23 protein-coding genes and 1 pseudogene are annotated in these 23,108 nt (G+C 66.1%); 15 read left to right on the top strand and 9 right to left on the bottom strand.

The window, feature by feature from the left end; translation table 11 throughout:
• The first annotated feature begins 11 nt into the window (after positions 1-11).
• The 13 genes from HMPREF2886_RS04335 to HMPREF2886_RS04275 all read left to right on the top strand — a co-directional run bounded on the left by HMPREF2886_RS04335 (position 12) and on the right by HMPREF2886_RS04275 (position 10,867).
• A complete protein-coding gene (locus HMPREF2886_RS04335; RefSeq protein WP_070746847.1) occupies positions 12-482 on the top strand; it encodes a nuclear transport factor 2 family protein in 471 nt (156 codons plus the stop codon).
• A 219-nt stretch (positions 483-701) separates the two neighbouring features.
• Positions 702-1,679 (top strand): dipeptidase, encoded by a 978-nt coding sequence (locus tag HMPREF2886_RS04330; protein ID WP_057388725.1) that lies wholly within the window; start codon positions 702-704, stop codon positions 1,677-1,679.
• A gap of 126 nt (positions 1,680-1,805) precedes the next feature.
• Positions 1,806-2,336 (top strand): DUF5943 domain-containing protein, encoded by a 531-nt coding sequence (locus tag HMPREF2886_RS04325; RefSeq protein WP_003107282.1) that lies wholly within the window; start codon positions 1,806-1,808, stop codon positions 2,334-2,336.
• Positions 2,337-2,351: 15 nt separating this feature from the next.
• Positions 2,352-4,412: a dimethylglycine demethylation protein DgcA gene (gene dgcA / locus HMPREF2886_RS04320; protein ID WP_003114446.1), complete on the top strand. Its 2,061-nt coding sequence runs from the start codon at positions 2,352-2,354 to the stop codon at positions 4,410-4,412.
• A gap of 101 nt (positions 4,413-4,513) precedes the next feature.
• On the top strand, positions 4,514-6,490 hold the full coding sequence (gene dgcB / locus HMPREF2886_RS04315) for a dimethylglycine demethylation protein DgcB (RefSeq protein ID WP_033978531.1): 1,977 nt from the start codon (positions 4,514-4,516) through the stop codon (positions 6,488-6,490).
• 118 nt (positions 6,491-6,608) lie between these two features.
• Complete coding sequence (locus tag HMPREF2886_RS04310; protein ID WP_058173315.1) at positions 6,609-7,841, top strand: electron transfer flavoprotein subunit alpha; 1,233 nt, start codon at positions 6,609-6,611, stop codon at positions 7,839-7,841.
• Positions 7,842-7,876: 35 nt separating this feature from the next.
• Positions 7,877-8,650 (top strand): electron transfer flavoprotein subunit beta, encoded by a 774-nt coding sequence (locus tag HMPREF2886_RS04305; protein WP_033972250.1) that lies wholly within the window; start codon positions 7,877-7,879, stop codon positions 8,648-8,650.
• A 124-nt stretch (positions 8,651-8,774) separates the two neighbouring features.
• Positions 8,775-9,344: a hypothetical protein gene (locus HMPREF2886_RS04300; protein ID WP_003096751.1), complete on the top strand. Its 570-nt coding sequence runs from the start codon at positions 8,775-8,777 to the stop codon at positions 9,342-9,344.
• A 7-nt stretch (positions 9,345-9,351) separates the two neighbouring features.
• A complete protein-coding gene (locus HMPREF2886_RS04295; RefSeq protein ID WP_003096753.1) occupies positions 9,352-9,558 on the top strand; it encodes a helix-turn-helix domain-containing protein in 207 nt (68 codons plus the stop codon).
• A gap of 31 nt (positions 9,559-9,589) precedes the next feature.
• On the top strand, positions 9,590-9,994 hold the full coding sequence (locus HMPREF2886_RS04290) for a hypothetical protein (RefSeq protein ID WP_033972248.1): 405 nt from the start codon (positions 9,590-9,592) through the stop codon (positions 9,992-9,994).
• Positions 9,995-10,017: 23 nt separating this feature from the next.
• A complete protein-coding gene (locus HMPREF2886_RS04285) occupies positions 10,018-10,251 on the top strand; it encodes a hypothetical protein (RefSeq protein ID WP_031688945.1) in 234 nt (77 codons plus the stop codon).
• 95 nt (positions 10,252-10,346) lie between these two features.
• Positions 10,347-10,580: a hypothetical protein gene (locus tag HMPREF2886_RS04280; RefSeq protein WP_003105710.1), complete on the top strand. Its 234-nt coding sequence runs from the start codon at positions 10,347-10,349 to the stop codon at positions 10,578-10,580.
• Entirely contained in the window at positions 10,577-10,867 is a 291-nt protein-coding gene (locus HMPREF2886_RS04275; RefSeq protein ID WP_003105708.1) for a cell division protein ZapA, read from the top strand. The genes HMPREF2886_RS04280 and HMPREF2886_RS04275 overlap by 4 nt, the downstream gene beginning before the upstream one ends.
• On the opposite strand, the gene HMPREF2886_RS04270 is transcribed toward HMPREF2886_RS04275, so the two are convergent.
• The 3 genes from HMPREF2886_RS04270 to gbcA form a co-directional block, all read right to left on the bottom strand.
• Positions 10,864-11,040 carry a hypothetical protein gene (locus tag HMPREF2886_RS04270; RefSeq protein WP_070746845.1) on the bottom strand — a complete coding sequence of 59 codons (177 nt, stop codon included), beginning with the start codon at positions 11,038-11,040 and terminating at the stop codon, positions 10,864-10,866. The two genes, HMPREF2886_RS04275 and HMPREF2886_RS04270, sit on opposite strands and share 4 nt — an antisense overlap.
• Positions 11,041-11,044: 4 nt before the next feature.
• Positions 11,045-11,605, bottom strand: coding sequence for an HdeD family acid-resistance protein (locus HMPREF2886_RS04265; protein ID WP_003096765.1), 561 nt, complete (start codon positions 11,603-11,605; stop codon positions 11,045-11,047).
• Between the two features lie 274 nt (positions 11,606-11,879).
• A complete protein-coding gene (gene gbcA / locus HMPREF2886_RS04260; RefSeq protein WP_033972247.1) occupies positions 11,880-13,169 on the bottom strand; it encodes a glycine-betaine demethylase subunit GbcA in 1,290 nt (429 codons plus the stop codon).
• A gap of 424 nt (positions 13,170-13,593) precedes the next feature.
• Here gbcA and gbcB point away from each other — a divergent pair, with 424 nt between their 5' ends.
• Positions 13,594-14,694 (top strand): glycine-betaine demethylase subunit GbcB, encoded by a 1,101-nt coding sequence (gene gbcB / locus HMPREF2886_RS04255; protein WP_070746857.1) that lies wholly within the window; start codon positions 13,594-13,596, stop codon positions 14,692-14,694.
• Here the strand turns inward: gbcB and HMPREF2886_RS04250 are convergent.
• The 6 genes from HMPREF2886_RS04250 to HMPREF2886_RS04225 form a co-directional block, all read right to left on the bottom strand.
• The gene (locus HMPREF2886_RS04250; RefSeq protein WP_070746841.1) at positions 14,688-17,117 is read right to left on the bottom strand and encodes a ferredoxin; all 2,430 of its coding nucleotides are present in this window, start codon (positions 17,115-17,117) and stop codon (positions 14,688-14,690) included. The genes gbcB and HMPREF2886_RS04250 overlap by 7 nt on opposite strands.
• 1,411 nt (positions 17,118-18,528) lie before the next feature.
• Positions 18,529-19,569 (bottom strand): threonine aldolase family protein, encoded by a 1,041-nt coding sequence (locus HMPREF2886_RS04245; RefSeq protein ID WP_003105702.1) that lies wholly within the window; start codon positions 19,567-19,569, stop codon positions 18,529-18,531.
• Positions 19,570-19,652: 83 nt separating this feature from the next.
• Entirely contained in the window at positions 19,653-20,294 is a 642-nt protein-coding gene (locus HMPREF2886_RS04240) for a hypothetical protein (protein WP_033972244.1), read from the bottom strand.
• A 267-nt stretch (positions 20,295-20,561) separates the two neighbouring features.
• The gene (locus tag HMPREF2886_RS04235; RefSeq protein WP_124138344.1) at positions 20,562-20,930 is read right to left on the bottom strand and encodes a hypothetical protein; all 369 of its coding nucleotides are present in this window, start codon (positions 20,928-20,930) and stop codon (positions 20,562-20,564) included.
• A gap of 95 nt (positions 20,931-21,025) precedes the next feature.
• On the bottom strand, positions 21,026-21,547 hold the full coding sequence (locus tag HMPREF2886_RS04230) for a hypothetical protein (protein WP_235584027.1): 522 nt from the start codon (positions 21,545-21,547) through the stop codon (positions 21,026-21,028).
• A complete protein-coding gene (locus HMPREF2886_RS04225) occupies positions 21,525-22,670 on the bottom strand; it encodes a PAAR domain-containing protein (protein ID WP_070746839.1) in 1,146 nt (381 codons plus the stop codon). The genes HMPREF2886_RS04230 and HMPREF2886_RS04225 overlap by 23 nt, the downstream gene beginning before the upstream one ends.
• 266 nt (positions 22,671-22,936) lie before the next feature.
• On the opposite strand from HMPREF2886_RS04225, the pseudogene glyA reads away from it, so the two are divergent.
• A pseudogene (glyA, locus tag HMPREF2886_RS32905) lies at positions 22,937-23,108 on the top strand (serine hydroxymethyltransferase); the annotation flags it as partial.

Raw genomic sequence — 23,108 nt, 5'->3', positions numbered from 1 at the left:
AGGAGCCCGCCATGAGCGACGTCCGTCCCCCGCTTCCCCCCTTCACCGCCGAAACCGCCGCGCAGAAGGTCCGCGCCGCCGAGGACGGCTGGAACAGCCGCGACCCGCAGCGCGTCTCGCTGGCCTACAGCCCCGATAGCGTCTGGCGCAATCGCTCGACCTTCATCCGCGGCCGCGAGCGGATCGTCGAATTCCTCAGCGGCAAGTGGCAGCGCGAGCAGGAGTACCGGCTGATCAAGGAACTCTGGGCGTTTACCGGCAACCGCATCGCCGTGCGCTTCGCCTATGAATGGCACGACGACTCGGGCAACTGGTTCCGCTCCTACGGCAACGAGAACTGGGCGTTCGACGAGCAGGGCTTGATGTACGAACGTCACGCCAGCATCAACGACCTGCCGATCCGCGAGGACCAGCGGCTGTTCCGCTGGCCGCTGGGGCGCCGGCCGGACGACCATCCGCCGCTCGGCGAACTCGGCCTCTGAACCCGCACCGGCAGGGGCGCGCGCGCTCCGTTGCCGGTCCCGGGCGGCCAGCACCTGTTCCATCCGCGACATTGCCCTCCGTCGTTGCGGTCGCACGCTTGACGCTTTCGGCACGACCCTGGTCGTTTTCGGGCCGGGTCGCGCCGGGCCCCGACGATATGCTGCCCCCAAAGCGTCGGCACAAGTCCCGGCGCGCCCAGCCTGAAAGGGGTATGCCAGATGAGCCCAGCCGAATTGCACGCCGACAGCATCGTCATCGACGGTCTGATCATCGCCAAGTGGAACCGCGAACTGTTCGAGGACATGCGCAAGGGCGGCCTGACCGCCGCCAATTGCACCGTGTCGGTATGGGAAGGCTTCCAGGCGACGGTGAACAATATCGTCGCCAGCAACAAGCTGATCCGCGACAACAGCGACCTGGTGATCCCGGTGCGCAGCACCGCGGACATCCGCAAGGCCAAGGAGCAGGGCAAGACCGGCATCCTCTACGGCTTCCAGAATGCCCACGCATTCGAGGACCAGATCGGCTACGTCGAGGTGTTCAAGCAGCTCGGCGTGGGCATCGTGCAGATGTGCTACAACACCCAGAACCTGGTCGGCACCGGCTGCTACGAGCGTGACGGCGGACTCTCCGGCTTCGGTCGGGAGATCGTCGCGGAGATGAACCGGGTCGGCATCATGTGCGACCTCTCCCACGTCGGCAGCAAGACCTCCGAAGAGGTCATCCTCGAATCGAAGAAACCGGTCTGCTACTCCCACTGCCTGCCGTCCGGTCTCAAGGAACACCCGCGCAACAAGTCCGACGAGGAGCTGAAGTTCATCGCCGATCATGGCGGCTTCGTCGGTGTGACCATGTTCGCGCCGTTCCTCAAGAAAGGCATCGACTCGACCATCGACGACTACGCCGAGGCCATCGAGTACGTGATGAACATCGTCGGCGAGGACGCCATCGGCATCGGCACCGATTTCACCCAGGGCCACGGCCACGACTTCTTCGAGTGGCTGACCCACGACAAGGGCTATGCCCGGCGCCTGACCAACTTCGGCAAGATCGTCAACCCGCTGGGCATCCGCACCGTCGGCGAATTCCCCAACCTCACCGAGACCCTGCTCGAGCGCGGCATGCCCGAGCGCGTGGTGCGCAAGGTGATGGGCGAGAACTGGGTAAGGGTCCTGCAGGACGTCTGGGGCGAGTAACTCCCGGCCCACTCCCGACTCGTCGCCTCTTCCTCCAGGGAGGGGCATTGCATCGCACCCATCTTCCCTCTCCCCGCCTCTCTCCCTGAAGGGAGAGAGGGAGTCAAAAGAATCGGAGCTTACACCATGGCCAAACACGCCCCCCAACTGCCCATCGAGGTCGACAGCGAGACCGGCGTCTGGACCACCGACGCCCTGCCGATGCTCTATGTACCGCGACATTTCTTCGTCAACAACCACATGGGCATCGAGGAAGTGCTGGGCGCCGACGCCTACGCCGAGATCCTCTACAAGGCCGGCTACAAGTCCGCCTGGCACTGGTGCGAGAAGGAAGCCGAATGTCACGGCCTGGAGGGCGTGGCGGTGTTCGAGCACTACATGAAGCGCCTGTCCCAGCGCGGCTGGGGCCTGTTCGAGATCGAGCGGATCAACCTCGAGGAAGGCACCGCCGAGGTCCGCCTGCGGCACTCCGCCTTCGTCTACGTCTACGGCAAGGTCAATCGCAAGGTCGACTACATGTTCACCGGCTGGTTCGCCGGCGCCATGGACCAGATCCTCGCCGCCCGTGGCAGCAGCCTGCGCACCGTGGCCGAACAGGTCTACAGCGGCGCCGAGGACGGTCACGAAGACGGCCTGTTCGTCGTCAAACCCCTGTAAGCCGAGGAAAGGGTCATGGCCTTCGAAGCAATGTTCCAGCCGATCCAGATCGGCAAGCTGACCATCCGCAACCGCGTGCTCTCCACCGCCCACGCCGAGGTCTACGCCACCGACGGCGGGATGACCACCGAGCGCTACGTGAAGTACTACGAGGAAAAGGCCAAGGGCGGCATCGGCCTGGCCATCTGTGGCGGCTCCTCGGTGGTCGCCATCGACAGCCCGCAGCAGTGGTGGAGTTCGGTGAACCTGTCTACCGACCGGATCATCCCGCACTTCCAGAACCTGGCGGACGCCATGCACAAGCACGGCGCCAAGATCATGATCCAGATTACCCACATGGGGCGCCGTTCGCGCTGGGACGGCTACCACTGGCCGACCCTGATGTCGCCGTCGGGTATCCGCGAGCCGGTGCACCGCGCCACCTGCAAGACCATCGAGGTGGAGGAGATCTGGCGGGTCATCGGCAACTACGCGCAGGCCGCCCGCCGCGCCAAGGAAGGCGGCCTGGACGGCGTCGAGCTGTCCGCCGTGCACCAGCACATGATCGACCAGTTCTGGAGCCCACGGGTCAACAAGCGCACCGACGAATGGGGCGGTAGCTTCGAGGGGCGCATGAAGTTCGGCCTCGAGGTGCTCAAGGCGGTGCGCGCCGAGGTCGGCGAGGACTTCTGCGTCGGCATGCGCATCTGCGGCGACGAGTTCCACCCGGACGGCCTGTCCCACGAGGACATGAAGCAGATCGCCAAGTACTACAGCGATACCGGCATGCTCGACTTCATCGGCGTGGTCGGCTCCGGCTGCGATACCCACAACACCCTGGCCAACGTCATCCCCAACATGACCTTCCCGCCGGAGCCGTTCCTGCACCTGGCGGCCGGCATCAAGGAAGTGGTCGACGTGCCGGTGCTGCACGCGCAGAACATCAAGGATCCCAACCAGGCCACGCGCATCCTCGAAGGCGGCTACGTGGACATGGTCGGCATGACCCGCGCGCACATCGCCGACCCGCACCTGATCGCCAAGATCAAGATGGGCCAGGTCGACCAGATCAAGCAGTGCGTCGGCGCCAACTACTGCATCGACCGCCAGTACCAGGGCCTGGACGTGCTGTGCATCCAGAACGCCGCGACCTCCCGCGAATACATGGGCGTGCCGCACATCATCGAGAAGTCCGCCGGGCCGAAGCGCAAGGTGGTGGTGGTCGGCGGCGGGCCGGCCGGGATGGAAGCTGCCCGCGTGGCGGCCGAGCGCGGCCACGACGTGACCCTGTTCGAGAAGAAGGAGCAGCTCGGCGGCCAGATCACCACCGCCGCCAAGGCGCCGCAACGCGACCAGATCGCCGGCATCACCCGTTGGTACCAACTGGAGCTGGCGCGCCTGGGCATCGACCTGCGCCTGGGCACCGCGGCCGACCCCGAGACCATCCTCGACCTGCGCCCGGACGTGGTGGTGCTGGCCAACGGCGGACATCCGTTCCTCGAGCAGAACGAACACTGGGGCGCCGCCGAAGGCCTGGTGGTGAGCAGTTGGGACGTGCTCGACGGCACGGTCGAGCCAGGCAAGAACGTGCTGGTCTACGACACCATCTGCGAGTTCAGCGGCATGTCGGTGGCGGACTTCCTCGCCGACAAGGGCGCCCAGGTGGAGATCGTCACCGACGACATCAAGCCGGGCGTGGCCATCGGCGGCACCACCTTCCCCACCTACTACCGCAGCATGTATCCCAAGGAAGTGATCATGACCGGCGACCTCATGCTGGAGAAGGTCTACCGCGAGGGCGACAAGCTGGTGGCGGTGCTGGAGAACGAATACACCGGCGCGCGGGAAGAGCGGGTGGTCGACCAGGTGGTGGTGGAAAACGGCGTGCGCCCCGACGAGAGCCTCTACTACGCGCTCAAGCAGGGCTCGCGGAACAAGGGCCAGATCGACGTCGAGGCGCTGTTCGCGATCCAGCCGCAGCCCTGCCTCAGCCAGCCCGGAGAAGGCTACCTGCTGTTCCGCATCGGCGACTGCGTGGCCCAGCGCAACACCCATGCGGCGATCTATGACGCGCTGCGCTTGTGCAAGGATTTCTAAGACACGCCTCGTGGCATCCGACCGGCACGGTCGCCCCCCTCTCCCGCAAGCGGGAGAGGAGCCGATCCAGCGCCGCCTGACGTCCCGCAGGGAGACCAGAAATGCTCGACACCCTCCTCCCCCTCCTGCTCTTCGCCGCCCTGGCACTTGCCGTGCTCGGCGCCGCGAAGCGCTTCCTCATGTGGCGCCGCGGCCGACCCGCCAAGGTCGACTGGATCGGCGGCCTCATGCAGATGCCGCGTCGCTACCTGGTGGACCTGCACCATGTGGTAGAGCGCGACAGGTACATGTCCAGGACCCACGTCGCCACCGCCGGCGGCTTCGTCCTGGCGGCGCTGCTGGCGATCCTGGTGCACGGCTTCGGGCTGCACGGCCGGATCCTCGGCTTCGCCCTGCTGGCGGCCACGGCGCTGATGTTCGTCGGCGCGCTGTTCGTCGCCCGCCGCCGCCTCGACCCACCCTCGCGGCTGTCTAAGGGCCCCTGGATGCGCCTGCCGAAGAGCCTGCTGGCGTTCGCCGCGAGTTTCTTCCTCGCCACCCTGCCGGTGGCCGGGATCCTGCCGGAAGGCTTCGGCGGCTGGTTCCTCGCCGGCCTCCTCGCCATCGGCGTGGCCTGGGGTGTGTCCGAGCTGTTCCTCGGCATGACCTGGGGCGGGCCGATGAAGCACGCCTTCGCCGGTGCCCTGCACCTGGCCTGGCACCGCCGCGCCGAACGGTTCTCCAGAAAAGATGGGCGCGGCGGCCGCTCCACCGGCCTCAAGGCGCTCGACCTGGCCGATCCGCAGGCGCCGCTGGGCGTGGAAAAGCCCAGCGACTTCACCTGGAACCAGTTGCTCGGGTTCGACGCCTGCGTGCAGTGCGGCAAGTGCGAGGCGATGTGCCCGGCGTTCGCCGCCGGCCAGCCGCTGAACCCGAAGAAACTGATCCAGGACATGGTCATCGGCCTGGCCGGCGGCAACGACGCGAAGTTCGCCGGCAGCCCCTATCCAGGCAAACCGCTGGGCGAGCACGGCGGCGGCCCGCACCAGCCGATCGTCGCGCTGGAGGGCAAGGCCCTGGTCGACGCCGACACCCTGTGGTCCTGCACCACCTGCCGGGCCTGTGTCGAGGAATGCCCGATGATGATCGAGCACGTCGACGCCATCGTCGACATGCGCCGCCACCTGACCCTGGAGAAAGGCGCCACGCCGAACAAGGGCGCCGAGGTGCTGGACAACCTGATCGCCACCGACAACCCCGGCGGCTTCGCCCCCGGCGGCCGGTTGAACTGGGCGGCCGACCTGAACCTGCCGCTGATGAGCGAGAAGAAGAGCGCCGAGGTGCTGTTCTGGGTCGGCGACGGCGCCTTCGACATGCGCAACCAGCGCACCCTGCGCGCCTTCGTGAAGATACTCAAGGCGGCCGCGGTGGACTTCGCCGTGCTCGGCCTGGAGGAGCGCGACAGCGGCGACGTGGCGCGCCGGCTGGGCGACGAGGCGACCTTCCAGAACCTGGCCAGGCGCAATATCGCGACCCTGGCGAAATACCGCTTCGCCCGCATCGTCAGTTGCGACCCGCACAGCTTCCATGTGCTGAAGAACGAATACGGCGCCCTCGGCGGCGACTACCAGGTGCTGCACCACAGCACCTTCATCGACGAACTGCTGCGTGCCGGCACGCTACGACTGGGCCGCAGCAAGGCCGGCAGCGTCACCTACCACGACCCCTGCTACCTGGGCCGCTACAACGGCGAGTACGAGGCGCCGCGCAACGTCCTGCGCGCACTCGGCATCGAGGTCAAGGAAATGCAACGCTCCGGCTTCCGCTCGCGCTGTTGCGGCGGCGGCGGCGGCGCTCCGATCACCGACATCCCCGGCAAGCAACGGATTCCCGACATGCGCATGGCCGACATCCGCGAGACCGGCGCCGAGCTGGTGGCCGTCGGCTGCCCGCAGTGCACCGCGATGCTCGAAGGCGTGGTGGCGCCGCGGCCGGAGATCAAGGACATCGCCGAGCTGGTGGCGGAAGCGCTGATAGAACAGGCGGAAGCGCCGGCAAAAAAGCCGGTGCGGCGTGAAGCCGTGGCGGAGGTGCATTGATGAGAGTGTCAAGCTTCGCATCGAATCCGCTGCTGACCGGGGCAGCACGGATAGCGGCCTCTCCCTCCAGGGAGGGGGCCGCGGGATCGGGTAGCCGCAGCCACAGGAAGCATTCCGCATGAACGACATCGTCCGTCGCGATCCACGCGCCGAATGGATCGCCCGCAACCGCCTGCATCCGCTGCACGCGGCCATGCACTCCGCCCAAGGCGGCGAGGTGCGCTGGATGGGCCCCCACGGCGTGGTCCGCAAGAACCCGCACGCCGTCGGCTTCGTCGGCCCCAACGGTATCCGCCGCATCGATCGCTCCGGCGGTCAGCAGGGCAGCGGCGCGCGCCGCGCCAGCGTAACGCAGGAAGCGCAGTTGCCGCTGCATGTGGTCGAGCAACCGGCATTCCTCGTCGCGGTAGTCCCGGACATGGTCGGAGGCCGTCTCTCCAGCCACGACAAGGACCTCCTCGGACTGGCCCGCAAGCTTGCCGGCAACGACGGCGCGGTGCTCGCCGTGGTGTTCGGCGAACACAAGGAAAGCGCCTTCGACAGCGCCGGCGTCGACCGCCTGCTGCACCTCTCCGGCGGCGAATACGACGGCTACGCGCCCGAGCAGCGAATACTCGCCCTGCGCAACCTGGAGAACCAGCTCGCCCCGCGTCACTGGCTGTTCCCGGACAGTCGCAACGGCGGTGGCGAACTGGGCCGGCGCCTGGCCGCCGCGCTCGGCGAACGGCCGGCCGGACGCGTCTGGCAGGTCGAGGACGGCCGCTGCATCGGCCGCGCCGGCGCCGGCCGCGAGGACATCCAGCGCGCCCTGCCGCGCCTGCTGCTGGCCGCGGCGGAATGCGCCGAGCCGGTCAGCGAGACCCGCCATGAGGTTCGCGAACTGCACATGGCCGAGCAGGTGGCGCGCAACCTGCCACGCATCGAGGACCTCGGCCCGGTGGCCGTGGACCCTGCGCGGATTCCCATGGCCGAGGCCGAGTTCATTCTCTCCGGCGGCAACGGCGTGCAGGACTGGACGCTGTTCCACCAGGCCGCCGCCGCCCTCGGCGCCACCGAGGGCGCCTCGCGGGTGGCGGTGGACGACGGGCACATGCCGCGCAACCGCCAGGTCGGCGCCACCGGTACCTGGGTCACCGCGCGGGTCTACCTGGCGGTGGGCATCTCCGGGGCGATCCAGCACCTGCAGGGCATAGGCGCCTGCGACAAGGTGGTGGCGGTGAACCGCGACGCCGGCTGCGACATGATCAAGCGCGCCGATCTCTCGGTGATCGGCGACTCGACGGAAATCCTCCGCGCGCTGATCCGCCTGGCCGAGGCACACCGCAACGGCGCCGCCCGCGATGCGGCCTGAACCCGCTTCCACGTACCTTTCATCGGTATCGAACCATGACTGAGCTGAACATCGTCGCGCTGGTCTCCATCGGCGCCCATCCCGCCTCCGGACGCCCTCGCCGCGCCGAACAGGACGCCCGCGCGGTGGAACTCGGCCTGCGCCTGAGCGGCCCGCGCCTGCAGGTTCTGCACGCCGGCGACCCGCACGCCGAGGCGCTGCGCGGCTATCTCGGCATGGGCCTGGAACGCTTGTCCGTGCTGGAACAGCCGGCCGGCGCCGACGCCCTGCCTGCACTGGCCGAGCACCTGCGCGACTCCCGCGCGCAACTGGTGCTCACCGGCAGCCAGGCGGAAACCGGGGAAGGCTCCGGGATGCTGCCCTTCCTCCTCGCCGAGCGCCTGGGCTGGCCACTGGTGGTCGGCCTGGCCGAGGTCGAGAAGGTCGAAGACGGCAGCGCCCAGGTCCTCCAGGCTCTGCCTCGCGGCCAGCGACGCCGGCTGCGGGTACGCCTGCCGTTCGTCGCCAGCGTCGACAATGCCGCGCCGGCGGCCCGGCAGAGCGCCTTCGGCCCGGCTAGGCGTGGCGAGATCGAGGCCCATGAGGTGGAGGTGGCCGACGACCCGCTGCTCGCCGAAGACAGCCTGCAACCGGCCCGGCCGCGACCGAAGCGGCTCAAGGTAATCAAGGCGAAGACCGGCGCCGAGCGGATGAAAGCCGCCACCGCCAAGGCCTCCGGCGGTACCGGGCAGGTACTCAAGGATGTATCGGCGGAAGCCGGCGCCGAAGCCATCTTCAAGCTCCTGCGCGAGGAAGGCGTGATCCGCTGAAGCGGGTCAGAACGCACTGTGCGCCAGATCACAGATTATGACGTGGTGACGATAAATTATTGTTTTACGATAATTTATTCCCTAGTTTCGCCATCCAGACGCGAAACACACAGGGGAACCCGGCATGGCGCTGTCCACGCATCTCAGCAACCACAAGCTCTATCTGCTCGGCATGCTCTGCGCCATCCTGGCCTGGGGCATGGCCTGCATCGAACTCGGAGCGAACACCCACCTCTGGTTCTCCGGCCTCAGCGAGCAGGGCTACCTGCAGGCCTGGAGCGATGAAATGCCGCGCCTGGCCAGCGACGGCTTCGTCCTGTCCTGGAGCAGCCGGGCGCTGCTGATGCTGCTGGACTACCTGCCGACCCTGCTTTCCGCGTTCGGCCTGGCGCTCACCGGCCTGTTCTTCCGCCGCCTGGCCAAGGGCGAACGCTGGTCGCAGCGCAACGCCAGGACCCTGGTGCACATCGGCCTGCTGTCCTTCCTGGCACTCTTGCTCCAGCCATTTATCAATACGCTGCAAGGTCTTGTACTATCTCTCGACCTGCCCGACGGCGAGCGTGTCCTGAGCGTTTCGATAGGACTCACTTCCGAAGCGGCCTACGAGTTTCTCAAGGCGATCTTTCTCTGCTCGTTCGGCCTGATGATGAGCGAAGCCAGGAAACTGGACGAAGAAGTAAGAGCCTTCATATGACGACCTCATGATCATCATCCGACTAGACGTCATCCTGGCGAAGAACAAGGTCCGCTCCAAGGAGCTGGCGGAAGCCATCGGTATCACCGAACAGAACCTGTCCCTGCTGAAGAACGGCAAGGTCAAGGGCATCCGCCTCGACACCCTGGAGAAGATCTGCGCCTTCCTGGACTGCCAGCCGGGCGACATCCTGGAATACGTCGCGGACGACTGATCCCCGCTCCACCCTTTCCCAACCAGAAACCATGAACAGACACCTGAACCTCTCAGGCGTTGCGCTCGCGCTCGCCCTGACCTCGGGCTGCGGCCCCTCCGTCCGCTACCAGTACGTGATGCCGCCAAGCGAGGCGGGACGCACCTGCGTCGCCCAGTGCCGCACGCAACAGAGCCAGTGCGAAAGCCTCGCGCGCCTGGAATGGCAGAACGAAAACCGCCTGCGCGAAGCGGAACGGCGCAGCTACCACTATTGCAGCCAGGGCAAGAGCAAGAAGCAGGCGCGCAAGGAGTGCCTGGCACCAGGCTATTCCTCCTCGTTCGGCTACAACGGCTTCGGCGGCTCCGGCAACTTCAACTGCAGTTCCGACTACGACCGCTGCTTCACCGACATCTGCGGCGGCACCATCCGTCGCATCGTCGAGCAACCCCAATGATCCCCGCCCACCGGAGTATCCCCATGAGCCGACGCCTCTTCCCTTTTCTGCCGTTCCTGTTCCTGGTCGGCTGCGCCCAGGGCTATCCCTCCTTCTCCGGCATCCTTCCGGACGTCCGCGTCAGCGGCGACGAACGCAGCTACGCCGAGCGTGCCGAAGACTGCCTGAAACGGCGCAACTGCCCGCCGGCCACCGATCGCGATCCCTTCGTCGCCGACCCCGGGCACTACTCGCTGGGCGGCAGCTTTCACTGGTGAAGCCGGGTGCCGAAGCCTGGCAACCGACCACGGACCTGGCTTCGGCAGACGCTTTTCTTTATCCTGCGCGCCCTTTGAACGACTGGGACGAGATCATGCTGGAGAACACCCTGGAACGCCTGGAAACCCTGGTAGCCGAGCTGCTGCAACAGAACCAGGCCCTGCGCGACAGCCACGACCAGCTTCAGCAGCAGCTGCGCCAGGCCACCGAGGAAAACGAAACCCTGCAACTCTCCATGCTCGAGCAGGAAGAAAAGCAGAGCGGCACCCAGGCCCGCCTGGAAGCCCTGGTCGAGCGCCTCAGCGCGCAGCAACCGGTTAGCGCATGAGCCGCGACGGCGTCCAGGTCCTGTCGATCCTCGGTCGGGACTATTCGATCCGCGTGCCGGCCGGCGAGGAGCGGGCCCTCGCGGACGCCGCCGCGTTGCTGCAGGCGGAAGTGGACGCCAACAAGCGCAAGTTTCCCTACGTCACCAGCAACGAGCTGGTGGTGCTCTCCGCGCTCAATCTCTGCGCCCGCCAGCTCGGCGCGAACGACGGCGAGTCGCCGCGCCTGCGGGCGGTGGAGCAGCGCCTGGAGGCGCTGGTCGAGCGGATCGCCGGGGCATCCGGCTAGTCGCGCGCCTGCGGACTCGCCCAATACAGCTGCCGATGCCCGCGCGCCTGGTAATTCTTGACCAGCGCGCAGGCCTCGTCGCGCGTCAGGTCGCGGCGCATGACGAAGGCATTGCCGTTGTCGTCCTGGCGCCACAGGCACCAGCGCGTTTCCTCCGCCGGCTTCGCCGCCACCGCGTCAGGCCTTCAGGGTCGAGGTCTTGCGCAGGCGCAGCGCGAGCATGACCAGCAGCACGCCGAAGAACACCGCGTAGGCGCCGATCACCCAGACCACCGCCAGCGCCCCGGCGCCGGGGTTGGCGATCATCAGCACGCCGAACAGTACCGAGATGGCGCCAGAGAGGATCATCCACCACTCGTTCTGGATCGACTTGCGCAGGCGGATCGCCGCGACGATCTGGAAGATCCCCATCGCCAGCGCCCAGCCGGCGATGATCAGGAGCAGGCCGATGGCGGTCAGTTGCGGCCAGAAGAACGCAACCAGGCCGGCCGCCACGCCGATCACCCCGACCAGCGCCAGAGGCCAGTTGAACTGCCCATCGCTGCGCATGTTGAACGCGGCGATCAGGGCGAACGCTCCGTCCACCAGCGCGTAGGCGCCCCAGAACAGCACCAGCACGGTCAGCGCCAGGGCCGGCGAGAGCAGGGTCAGGACGCCGAACACCAGCGCCGCCACGCCGCGCAGGGCCACCAGTTTCCAGTGCTTGCCCAGTTCGGCCCACAGGGGATTGTTTTCCACGCTTGCCTCCAGAGGCCGCCCTTGAGCGGCCCGTTCAGGTTGAGTCCTCTCACCTTAGTCCTTTTGCCGGGAGGCTGTCAGGGGGCGGAGGCGGGAGGCAAGGCGAGCGCGCGGGCTCAGGGCCGGGACTTCTCCGGCGGCCGCTGGCGGCGCCAGCAGGCGAACAGGTTCCAGGCCAGCAGCAGGCTGACGAAAGCGGAACTGACGTAGAACAGCAGGTTGTCCATGACCTTTCCTCCGCAGCGGCGCCCCGCCAGGGGGCGCCTCGTCCGGCTCAGCTGCCGGCCACCTTGCGCACGTGGGCGGACTCCTCGCCAAGGTTGTTCAGCATGCGCTCGCTGTACCAGTCGAGGAAATTGATCACGCCGAACTCGTAGGTCTTCGAGTATGGACCAGGCTGGTAGGCATCGGAGTTGATCCCGCGCTGGTTCTCCTCGGCCAGCCGACGATCCTGGTCGTTGGTCGCGTCCCATACCTCGCGCAGGCGCGCCACGTCGTAATCGACGCCTTCCACCGCGTCCTTGTGCACCAGCCACTTGGTGGTGACCAGGGTCTCCTGGGCGCTGATCGGCCACACGGTGAAGACGATCAGGTGGTCGCCCATGCAGTGGTTCCAGGAGTGCGGCAGGTGCAGGATGCGCATCGAGCCGAGGTCGGGGTTCTTGATCCGGCCCATGAGCTTCTTGCTGCCCTGCTTGCCGTCCATGGTCATCGACACCGTGCCGTCCAGCAGCGGCATGCGCACGATGCGATTGCGCAGGCCGAAGCTGGCATGGGCGTACGGGATCTTCTCGGCCTCCCAGGCGCTGGTGCAGGCCGCCACCTGGTCCTTGAACGCCTGGCTGGCGCGCGGGTCGGTGACGTCGTCCCACTCCAGCAGGGTCTTCAGCAGTTCCGGATGGGAGCCGTTGCAGTGGTAGCACTCGCGGTTGTTCTCGATCACCAGCTTCCAGTTGGCGGCTTCGCGGATGGTGGTCTGCACCGCCACCTTGGCGTTCTCCATGTCGTACGGCTCCATGTAGTGCTCGAGCGTCGCCAGGAAGTCGTCGATGGCCGGCGGGTTCTCCGCCAGGCTGATGAAGATGTAGCCGCCGGCGGTCTTCACCTGGATCGGCTTCAGGCCGTACTCCTTCATGTCGAAGTCGGCGCCCATCTCGGTGCCGGCGAACAGCAGGCGGCCATCCAGCTCGTAGGTCCACTGGTGGTAGGGGCAGACCAGCTTGGCCACCTTGCCCTTCTCGCTCACGCACAGGCGCGAGCCACGGTGCCGGCAGACATTGTGGAAGGCATGCACCTGGCCTTCGGCGCCACGGATCACCAGGACCGGGTTCTTGCCGATCTGCAGGGTGAGGAAATTGCCCTTGGCGGGAATCTCGCAGGTCATGCCGGCGATCAGCCATTCCTTGTGGAAGATCTCCTGCATGTCGATCTCGAACAGGCGCTGGTCGCAGTAGAAGGGTTGCGGCAGCGAAAAGCCGTGGTCGCGGCTGCGCAGCATGTCGGCGGTGGCCTTGCGGGCCGGTTCCAGGGGATCGCCGAGACTCAGGGTGGAAGTGACGTCCATCGGTAACTCCTCATGCCGCCCCCGCGCGGGTGGCGGCGGAAAAAGTGGCTGATACGGTTGCTACGCAAGGTGGCGTTCACAGCCTTCCTCATCCCGGCGCGGCGTCCGGAATCCCGCCCTGCCGATGGACGGGCCCCGCCGTGGCGGGAATGAAGGTCAGTCGCTCTACACGTCCGGGCTCTACCCTCCCGGGGTTCATGCAAACCCTCGTCTCGGCTGGTCTGGAGTGTGGGCCCGCGCCCGCCACCGACCTTATCCATGGGCGACATGACCGCATCCGTTTCCGACGCTCCGGGCCGCGCCCCAGCAGGCAGGTCGCGATAAGCATGTAAATGTCGCTGGCAGGTAAATGAGCGGCCACGGCGATGCGCACAATCCGCCCCATCAGGCCATCGTCCGGCCCCGGGCGCGCGGAGAGATCATCATGTCGAGCAACTTCCTCAATCCGGTCACCACCCAGACCTGGGCCAACGGCCGGCACCTCGTGCGCTGCGTCAAGGTCATCCAGGAAACCTGGGACGTGCGCACCTTCTGCTTCATGGCCGACCAGCCGATCCTGTTCTTCTTCAAGCCGGGCCAATTCGTCACCCTGGAGCTGGAGATCGACGGCGAGCCGGTGATGCGCTCCTACACCATCTCCAGCTCGCCCTCGGTGCCCTACAGCTTCTCCATCACCATCAAGCGGGTACCGGGTGGGCGGGTTTCCAACTGGCTGCACGACAACCTCAAGGAAGGCCAGGAGCTACCGGTGCACGGCCCGGTCGGCCTGTTCAACGCCATCGACTTCCCGGCCGACAAGGTGCTGTTCCTCTCCGGCGGGGTCGGCATCACCCCGGTGATGTCCATGGCGCGCTGGTTCTTCGACACCAACGCCAACGTCGACATGGTCTTCGTCCACAGCGCCCGTTCGCCGAAGGACATCATCTACCACCGCGAGCTGGAGCACATGGCCTCGCGGATCGACAACTTCAGCCTGCACATCATCTGCGAGCGCCACGGCCTCGGCGAAGCCTGGGCCGGCTACCGTGGCTACCTGAACCTGCGCATGCTGGAACTGATCGCCCCGGACTTCCTCGAGCGGGAAATCTTCTGCTGCGGCCCGACGCCCTACATGAGCGCGGTGAAGCACCTGCTGCAGGGCCACGGCTACGACATGAGCCGCTACCACGAGGAAGCCTTCGGGCCGACTCCGCCGGAGGTCCGCGCCGACGTCAGGGAACTGGCCGCAGAAGCCGCCGAGGCGCCGGAGGTACCGGTCGCCGACCAGCACCAGGTGGAATTCACCGCCACCGGCAAGAGCATCCGCGTCAGCCCCGGGGAAACCGTGCACGCTGCCGCCGCCAAGCTCGGCCTGCACATTCCGAAGGCCTGCGGGATGGGCATCTGCGGCACCTGCAAGGTGATGAAGACCGCCGGCGAGGTGGAGATGGAGCACAACGGCGGGATCACCGACGAGGATGTCGCCGAAGGCTACATCCTCTCCTGCTGCAGCGTACTCAAGGGCGACGTGGTCATCGACTACTGAGGGCGCGAGGGAAACGCCAGGCGCTCCCAGTAGCGCCGCCGCGGCAGTTCCTCGGCCGGCAGCCAGCGTCCGGCGCAGGCCTGCAGCGGCTCGGCGGGAGCCTTCAGCAGCGAGTCCAGGGCCAGCACGTAGCGCCCCGTCCCCGCGCAGCGGAAGCACAGGTCGTCGTCGAAGCTGTCGAAGCACGGGTACTCGCCGAGGTCGTCGCGGTAGCGACGCAACGTCCGCTCTTGCACGTCGAGCAGCAGCAGGCGCCACTGGTCCCGTTCCAGGTCGCTTTCCTCGTAGCGCTGGACGTGCCGGGTCAGCGCCAGGTAGCGACCGTCCGCCGACCAGATCATTGGCGCCGCCAGGTTGCCCAAGCCGATGCCCGACGCGGTCAGCAGGTAGCCGTCGCGGCTGAACCCGGCGCGCACGTCCTCGTCGCGGTGCATGCCCTCGTAGTGGAAACCGAAGCCCCAGGCGGCGTCCTCCGCGCCCACCGACGGCAAGACGAAGTCGCCGTCGCTCCAGGGCCGCGGCGGTGCCTCCAGCCAGCGCGACGCGGGGCACAGCCGCCAGGCCGTGCCATCGAACGCCACCCGCGCCTGCTCGTAGTAATGCCGCCAGTCGTCGTGGAAGCGGCCGAATGCGTGCCAGGCGCCGGGCTCGGGCAAGCCTTCGTCGAAGCGTCGCAACAGGCCGGGGTCGCCTTCGCCCGGCCCGCCCGGCGGCTGGTAGGCGTTGCGGCCGAGCAGGTGGAGCAGATGCACCTGGCCATCGATGAAACCTTGCAGGTGTAGATCGGCCAGCGGCTCGGCGAGCCACTCCAGGCGCCGCTCCCGGCTATCGAGTATGGCCAGGCGCTGCGGCAGGGTCGGCGCCTCGGCGAAGGCCACCACGGCCAGGTAGCGACCGCAATCGGACACGCGGTGGTCGAGCGTCCACTCGCCATCCAGGCGCCAGTCGCCCAGGCGCAAGGCATAGGCGCCACGCTCCGCCTCCTGATCGTCGCGCAACCACTCCCAGACGGCCCGGCTGCCATCGGCCAGCGGTGCGCTCTGCAACAGGCATCCCGGCCTGCCAGCCGCGCCATCCAGCGGCAGCAACAGGTCCAGGCGCGGCATGTCGGCCTCACGCCAGCGCGGCCGGTCGTCCGCATCGCGAGCGTGCAGAAGGTAGAGGCTGGAATGGCTGTACGAACCCAGCGTGCCGTAGCGTTCGTAGGTCAGGCAGGGTTGCGCCAGGTCCAGGCCGAAACGCAGCCAGCCACTCTCCAGCCCGAGCAATTCGGGCCCGCCGGCATGGGGCTCGGCAGGCAACGCCGACCACGGCTCGCCCAGCGCACGCAGACCGCCGTCCTCTCGCCAAAGCCAGTAGGTACCCTGCCCCAGCGGCTCGCCTGCAGCCTGCAGCGCCAGCGCCCGGCCGTCATCGTTCCAAACCAATGGCGGCGCTTCACGGGACAGGTAGAGGCCGCTGGCCTCGCCGTTTATCCACAGCTCGCCGCGGTTGGCGCGCAGCGGCGCGAAAGGATCGTCCAGGGCCAGCAGGCTGTCCGGCAGCCAGGGGCGGATTTCCAGCGCGGGTCCGCCAAGCGGGGTCGGTAACGGTTGCGCTCGCAGATCCCTGCTCCAGCGCTGCCATTCGCTCTCGGGCAGCCAGAGGTCGCCGATGGCAACGAAGGACTCGGCCTCGCTGCCGGCCTTCAGCATCTGTAGCTCGAGGCGCTGCGGTGCGTTGGACGTCAGCGGACTGTGCCGCCCGATCACCTCGCGCTCGGTGACGCTGTCCAGCTCCCAGAAGTTGTCCACGGCACAGCGGTAGAGCAACCGCTCCTGCCGGTCGAAGATCGCCAGGCCCCAGGCGCCTCGGCTCGGTAGCGGCGAAACGAAGTGGCGGCCATCGCTGGAAAAGCGTGCCGAAGGATTGCAGTCGGGGATGAAGCAGCCGTCGGGCATCAGGTAGTGGCATACCAGCGGGCCGCCCATGGCGATCTCGCCGCCGTCGAACAGGCGGATCGCCTCGCCCTCGGGGGTCCGCTCGGGCGCTGCGCCGCCCCAGGCGCTACCTCCGGCCGGCAGCGGTACGTCCAGCGCTTGCGGAGCCTGGCGCTCCAGGCGCAGGCCGCGCTCGAAACGGATCTGCAACAGCACGCCGCCGATCACCGCCAGCAAGCCACCACCCAGTCCCAGCCAGAAGCCCGGCAGTGCCTGGCCCAGGGCGATGCCGCCACCCAGAACCCAGAAGAACAGCGCCTGTTGCAGGCGATACGGCACCTTGCCGCGCCAACGATCCGTGGCCCACTCGGCGCCCAGCAGCAGCGCCCAACCCAGCGCTACCAGCGGCAACGGCAGGAGGACGCCAAGGGCCACCAGCACGGCGATCCAGGCGATCTCGCCGAGGCCTTCGAGCAACAAGCGGCCGAGCGGCTTGTCTGACATCCGATCATCCATGATCCATCCCACTTTCCTGGCAAAAGCCAAGGGTAATCAAGGCTCCGGCCAACCACCAGAGCCACGGCGAAGCTGACCTTCTCATACTGGAAAACACCAGGGCGCCAAGGTTGTCCACATACGGACTGGAATTCCATACAGGTGTTCCCTCGCCGCGTGGATGCTCGCCATATATTCACTCAAGCATTTGAAATAAAAGGTAAATTTTAAAGATACAAGTGCATTTCAGGGCCCGGTTACTCAGCCCTTCCCTGCCTCCGGGAAGCCCTTTCCAGGCTAGGTTGATCACAGACTTATCCACAAGTTGTGCAATCCATCGCCTCCCCTATGTCCTGCGGCTCCAGGAACAACATACCGACAATACCCCTCCGTGGCGCGAGGGCTCCGCAAGCCCATCCGGCTTCCCTTCCGGGTAAATCGCGCTTCGCCGCACGCTCGGGCTGGCCGCACTCTCCTGCTCATTTAACGATCAATACGCCAGAGACCCCGCCGTACGGCCCGCCCAAGCGTGAGCGAACAACTTTTCCACAGGGCTTTGCACTTCCCTTGGGGAAAAACAAAAAAATATTCACAGCATGAAGAAAAACCTCTGCCTTCTCTGGCAATCCGGCTCTTCCCATATGCACCGATCATTTATTGATCAAGCCAGCGCAGGCCCAGCCCTATGCGGCTTCTGGCGCTATCCATACAGGTTGTCCACAAGACTTTCCAGGCCTTTTGTGGGCAACCTTGCGTTTATACACAAGCTCCCTAAAGCAAGCCCACCACCTGTTGACAGAATATCCGATCAATTCTTGACCAGTACCCTGAAAGGCGCGCCCCCTCTGGCTCTCCGCACTCTATAAACAGGCTCTTCACATCGACCTCAACAGGAATTGGGGGAAATTCCCCTGGGCGATTGCTTCCATTCTCCCAGCGACTTCGGAACGGAAGAGTTTTGTCTTTTTCCTCAAGCTGTTACGTCCGCGCAGGGTGTTTTCGACTTTTGCGCCCACTTCGCTCCCTTCTTTTCTATCCACAGGCTTGCATGGGCCTGGAGGGGACAATACCCGTCACCGTTTCGTCAGCGCATTTCACCCGAACCGTCATCCTCTGTTCACAAACGGCTGTTTTCGCTCAAAAACCGACCAGCCTCCGGAGAGCCCGGCGGGGCGCCGCCCGGAAGCGACTGCGAACACGTTATTCACATTCGGTTCCACAGTGTTTGTGGATTGGACTGGTTATCCCGCCACTGGAGTGGAGCCGCGTGAATAAAGGCTTTCGGCGTCTCAGGCGGAGACAGGAAGGACGTTCCAGGGAGCACTTTTGCATAGCTCCCGAACAGTTAGCCCACAGAGTTATCCACAGGATTTGGGGAACGAGCGGCCGCCCCGCGCCATGGAGGCGGCCGAGAGCGGACTCAGGCGCCCATCACCAGGCGGATGTCCCGCGCCAGTTCGCGGACCCGCTCGATATCGGTATCCCAGGAACACATGAAACGCGCGCCACCTTCACCGATGAAGGTGTAGAAGCGCCAGCCGCGCGCGCGCAAGGCTTCGATCGCCGGCTCGGAAAGCTGCAGGAACACGCCGTTGGCTTCTACCGGGAACATCAGGCTGACGCCCGGAACGTCGGCCACCAGCTCGGCCAGCAGGCGTGCGCAGCGGTTGGCGTGATCGGCGTAGCGCAGCCAGGCATCGTCCTGCAGTACGCCGACCCAGGGCGCGGCGAGGAAGCGCATCTTCGAGGCCAGTTGGCCGGCCTGCTTGCAGCGGTAGTCGAAGTCCTCGGCCAGGTCGCGGTTGAAGAACAGGATCGCCTCGCCCACCGCCATGCCGTTCTTGGTGCCGCCGAAGCAGAGCACGTCGACCCCGGCCTTCCAGCTCAGCTCCGCCGGCGAGCAGCCGAGAAAGGCGCAGGCGTTGGAGAAGCGCGCGCCGTCCATGTGCAGGTGCAGGCCGAGCTCCTTGCAGGTGGCGCTGATCGCCTTCAGCTCGTCCGGGCGGTACACCGTGCCGACCTCGGTGGCCTGGGTGAGAGTCACCACGCGCGGCTTCGGATAGTGGATGTCCTGGCGCTTGAGAGCGATGTCGCGGATCGACGCCGGGGTCAGCTTGCCGACCTCGGTCTGCGCCAGCAGAAGCTTGGAGCCGTTGGAGAAGAACTCCGGCGCGCCGCACTCGTCGGTCTCGACGTGGGCGGTCTCCGAGCAGATCACGCTGTGGTAGCTCTGGCACAGCGCAGCCAGGGCCAGGGAGTTGGCGGCGGTGCCGTTGAAGGCGAAGAACACTTCGCAATCGGTCTCGAACAACTGGCGGAAGTAGTCCGAAGCACGCGCGGTCCACTGGTCGTCGCCATAGGCGCGTTCGTGGCCACGGTTGGCTTCGGCCATCGCCGCCCAGGCTTCGGGGCAGATGCCGGAATAGTTGTCGCTGGCGAACTGTTGGGTGTGATCGGTCATGTGGGCCTCGGATGGAACGGTTGCCGAGCCCTTGTGGGGCTCCGTGCGGTCGTGCCGGCACGGGTACGTGCCGACACAGTCTGTCAGGGTAGCTTGGTCAGCTTCATCTGCTCGACGAACGGCACCAGCACCTGGCGCATCGCCGTGGCGCTGCCGCCATTGGGCGTGTCGCGGGTGCTGAGGGTCAGTACGTAGCGGTTCTTGATCACTCCGCTGAGGGTCGAGACGCCCTCCTCACCCTTGGCCGGGACCATCACTCCCAGCGGGTCGCCCATCCGCGTGGTATCGATCAGCGGCAGGTAGTCCTCGCCGCCGAAGCGCTCGGCGGTGCCGTTCTTCAGCGCGGTCTCGCGGGTCTTGTGAAGCAGGGTCAGGTTGGTCTGGGTCATCTCGCGCAGCTTGTCCTGCGCCGCCCGATAGGCCAGCGCGTCGCCCTCGGTCGGCGGCGCCGGCAGGCCGGTGTCGGTGAGGACGATCTCCAGGCGCTTGCCGCCGTCGGCGGCGCCGAAGACCACGGTTGCATCGTTGTAGCCGCACTGGCGGGAGAGGAAGTCGTAGCCGAACAGTGGCTTGCCGGCCGGTGGCAAGGCCACTTCGAGTTCATGGCCGGTGCAGGAATCGGCCGGTGGCGCGGGCACGGCGGCCTGTTTCTCATCGCCGCCCCCGCACCCCTGCAGGGATGCGCCGAGCAGCACGGCGGAAAGGAAGATCAGCGGGCGTTTCATGGTGTTCTCGCAGGACGAAGAGCTGGCAGTTTAGCCGCAGCGCGGGGCGTTTCGCATCGCTTGTATGGGCATGTGGAAGTCAGGGGTTCCGGCGTTGGCCTACATTCCTGGCCGGGGCCTCGTGCAACGCGGCATTGGCTACCCGGCACGGTCCCGGGCATTCATGCACGGCAGATCGGGAGCGCCCTGGTCGAGGGCCTTCCGATACAGCGCCCTTTCGAGCGCAGGACTTTCCATGAGATATGACATGTCCGTCCTGGCCGGCAGCTAGGCGGCCTGCCGGTCACCGGAGTCCAGCACTGCAACGGCCCTGACCGAAAGGAAGCGGAACGATGCGGCGTAGAGATCGTGATACAGGTAGTAGGACCAATCGAAGTCCAGGATCTTGGCCAGGAAGAAGAAATCCCGGCCAGGCTCCACATCGTCGTTGCGTACCTTGTAGCGCAACAGGCCGCTCTCCTCGTCAAAACGGCCCTCCTCGATTCGCGGATTCCGCGGTGGGAGCCTGCCCATGTACTCCACCGGACTCTCGGAGGTTTCGGCCAACCGAAAAAATGACTCGTCGCCCCCGATGGGCCGGGACTCGACGGGAAAGGCTGTGCGGGCATGGCCTACGCCGGAAGCGAGCAGCGCCATGACAAGACCCGCGAGCGACAGGCCATGGAGGCCTCCAGTCCGCCTCCGGCTATCGCTGGCATCGCCGGATAGCACGCCCCCGAGCAGGTTCCCGACTACTCGTCGCAACGCCATTCGGCAGTCCCTTCGACACGGTGAACCCCGGAAACCGACCATTCCCCATCTTTGCCGGCGAGACAGAAGCGCTTGTAAAACCAGGCTCGCCGCTTCTTCTGGTCGCCAGCCTGCAACATCACCTCGTAGACGCCGGGCTCCAAGCGCCTGGCCGGAACCTGAGTATCGAACGATCCGATTGCCCGACCGTATTCGACACAGGTATCCGAACGCAGGCGCACAAACGCACCCAGCGTGCCCGGAGGCCGGTTCTGCACCCAGGCCGGCGCCTGTTGCTGGCTCACCTGTATGGCATATAGACCGACCTGGTTCTCGTCGACCTGCGCAGTGCCGGAAAAGAAGCCGCCGACCTCATAGTCGGCGCCGACGCCCAGGCAGAGCCGGCCACCCTGCATCCAGACCCGCGCCGCGCCATCGTGATGACGGGACATGGCCTGGACATGGCTGACACAGGCGATGGCGAACACTATCGACAGCAGCCTAAGGAAGGAGATTCTTGTCATTGGGATTTCTCAGGAAGTCACTGAGTACGGACTGATGCAACCCGATATTGGCAACTGCTTGACCGCTGGTGCTTCTGGTCGGGTTTCCGATTGTCCAGCAGTAATAGTCGGCCAGAATGTCGCCCTGCTGCTCCATGTTGAAATCCTGAAGCTTGTCGCCAGGCTTCAACTCGTACCGGTAAGGATCGCCCAGCAGACCCCAGAGCGAACCGGGATGCAGCAATAGTCCATGCAGCTTTACCCAATAGCCCAACTGGTACTGCCAGACATGCGCCATCTCGTGCATGAACCAGTGCTGGTCCGTGGCCGAAATGGAAAAGTCGTCCTTGTAGTAGTCGGGATTGAAGTACAACTCGCCGTTCGGGGTCATGGCCGTGTTGTCTGGTTGCAGGCCGAAAGGCAGGTACTCCTCGTTGTGGACCTTCACTCTGGAGTAGTCGATCGAATCCTTGAACAAGCTCTGTGCCATCGCCAGTTCGCCGCTGGTCAGCGCTCGGGACTTGTCGTCCTTGCTCAAGGGAACCGTATTCACATTCTGTCCTTTGGCCGGCGCGGTTCGCACTCCGCTCAGCGGCATCGTCAGACCACCGCCCTGAGCAGGATCGTGTCGGCTACAACAAGCAGCAATCGCTGGCGGCAGCAGTTGGATACTGATGATTGTCATCTGCGTAGCCGTACGGATCGGCTGCGTCGCACCGGCAGAATCGGTCACACCCTGGCGGACCGAACCATCCTCGAGTACGGCGCGGTATGACAGGTGAGAATATGGCTGCCCATTGGCGGCAGACAACCGCAACTGGCAATTGAACCCACCCGGCATTGGCGTCGGCGCCACGAACGGTGCGGGGGTGTGCTGGGTGCCGACGAGGACGTCGCCGGAACCGCTGACGATCACCCCGCCATGGGCGGTCGCGCTGCCGAGGAAGGCAATGGGCTGGCCGTTGACCAGGATGCAGCCTATTCCTTCGGCGACGGCGTCACCGCAGGCGCTGCTGTCGCCGACGCGAAGAGCCGGCAGGCCATTGATGAGGACGTCGGGGGAACCGCTGACAGTGGGGTTGCTGCCGTGTCCGGGCAGTGGACAGGCATTGGTATCGCCCAGACGGGCGGCGGGCTTGGACATGTCTCGCTCCGTGCGCATGGAGAACGGCCCGGGGGCCGGAGTGTCTTCCTGACGTGGTTTCCAACGGGCATTCTGGGCGTCCGGAGCGGTTCCCACCATGAAAAGTGTCCGTTTTCGGGGTTTTCCGACATGTCGCAAACGCACTTCCCCGTGGCGTGCATAGGCATCTGGGCCGGCAGGGCCGGTCATACCATCGCTGGCAAAGGGACCGCGTGTCCCGTTGCAGCCATTCCGGCGCGGTTCCGGCGCCGCAGGGAGACCCAGCGATGTTCAGCAAGCATGACCAGATCCGCGGCTACGACGACGAGCTGCTCGCCGCGATGGACGCCGAAGAGGCCCGCCAGGAAGACCATCTCGAACTGATCGCCTCGGAGAACTACACCAGCAAGCGGGTCATGCAGGCACAGGGCAGCGGCCTGACCAACAAGTATGCCGAGG

It is taken from the genome of Pseudomonas sp. HMSC066A08 (assembly GCF_001813025.1).
GTDB classification, from domain to species: Bacteria; Pseudomonadota; Gammaproteobacteria; order Pseudomonadales; family Pseudomonadaceae; genus Pseudomonas; species Pseudomonas aeruginosa.
The sequence above is the reverse complement of the archived record's forward strand: the minus strand, read 5'-3'. Positions and strand labels throughout refer to the sequence as shown.

Excerpts from the sequence above, each read along its gene's own strand:
- HMPREF2886_RS04295 (WP_003096753.1), top strand. The coding sequence starts at position 9,352 with ATGATCATCATCCGACTAGACGTCATCCTGGCGAAGAACAAGGTCCGC.
- HMPREF2886_RS04305 (WP_033972250.1), top strand. The coding sequence starts at position 7,877 with ATGACTGAGCTGAACATCGTCGCGCTGGTCTCCATCGGCGCCCATCCC.
- HMPREF2886_RS04285 (WP_031688945.1), top strand. The coding sequence starts at position 10,018 with ATGAGCCGACGCCTCTTCCCTTTTCTGCCGTTCCTGTTCCTGGTCGGC.
- HMPREF2886_RS04330 (WP_057388725.1), top strand. The coding sequence starts at position 702 with ATGAGCCCAGCCGAATTGCACGCCGACAGCATCGTCATCGACGGTCTG.
- HMPREF2886_RS04290 (WP_033972248.1), top strand. The coding sequence starts at position 9,590 with ATGAACAGACACCTGAACCTCTCAGGCGTTGCGCTCGCGCTCGCCCTG.
- HMPREF2886_RS04310 (WP_058173315.1), top strand. The coding sequence starts at position 6,609 with ATGAACGACATCGTCCGTCGCGATCCACGCGCCGAATGGATCGCCCGC.
- HMPREF2886_RS04230 (WP_235584027.1), bottom strand. The coding sequence starts at position 21,547 with ATGACAAGAATCTCCTTCCTTAGGCTGCTGTCGATAGTGTTCGCCATC.
- HMPREF2886_RS04235 (WP_124138344.1), bottom strand. The coding sequence starts at position 20,930 with ATGGCGCTGCTCGCTTCCGGCGTAGGCCATGCCCGCACAGCCTTTCCC.
- HMPREF2886_RS04335 (WP_070746847.1), top strand. The coding sequence starts at position 12 with ATGAGCGACGTCCGTCCCCCGCTTCCCCCCTTCACCGCCGAAACCGCC.
- gbcB (WP_070746857.1), top strand. The coding sequence starts at position 13,594 with ATGTCGAGCAACTTCCTCAATCCGGTCACCACCCAGACCTGGGCCAAC.
- HMPREF2886_RS04245 (WP_003105702.1), bottom strand. The coding sequence starts at position 19,569 with ATGACCGATCACACCCAACAGTTCGCCAGCGACAACTATTCCGGCATC.
- dgcB (WP_033978531.1), top strand. The coding sequence starts at position 4,514 with ATGCTCGACACCCTCCTCCCCCTCCTGCTCTTCGCCGCCCTGGCACTT.
- HMPREF2886_RS04280 (WP_003105710.1), top strand. The coding sequence starts at position 10,347 with ATGCTGGAGAACACCCTGGAACGCCTGGAAACCCTGGTAGCCGAGCTG.
- HMPREF2886_RS04300 (WP_003096751.1), top strand. The coding sequence starts at position 8,775 with ATGGCGCTGTCCACGCATCTCAGCAACCACAAGCTCTATCTGCTCGGC.
- HMPREF2886_RS04225 (WP_070746839.1), bottom strand. The coding sequence starts at position 22,670 with ATGTCCAAGCCCGCCGCCCGTCTGGGCGATACCAATGCCTGTCCACTG.
- HMPREF2886_RS04325 (WP_003107282.1), top strand. The coding sequence starts at position 1,806 with ATGGCCAAACACGCCCCCCAACTGCCCATCGAGGTCGACAGCGAGACC.
- gbcA (WP_033972247.1), bottom strand. The coding sequence starts at position 13,169 with ATGGACGTCACTTCCACCCTGAGTCTCGGCGATCCCCTGGAACCGGCC.
- HMPREF2886_RS04250 (WP_070746841.1), bottom strand. The coding sequence starts at position 17,117 with ATGTCAGACAAGCCGCTCGGCCGCTTGTTGCTCGAAGGCCTCGGCGAG.
- HMPREF2886_RS04275 (WP_003105708.1), top strand. The coding sequence starts at position 10,577 with ATGAGCCGCGACGGCGTCCAGGTCCTGTCGATCCTCGGTCGGGACTAT.
- HMPREF2886_RS04240 (WP_033972244.1), bottom strand. The coding sequence starts at position 20,294 with ATGAAACGCCCGCTGATCTTCCTTTCCGCCGTGCTGCTCGGCGCATCC.
- dgcA (WP_003114446.1), top strand. The coding sequence starts at position 2,352 with ATGGCCTTCGAAGCAATGTTCCAGCCGATCCAGATCGGCAAGCTGACC.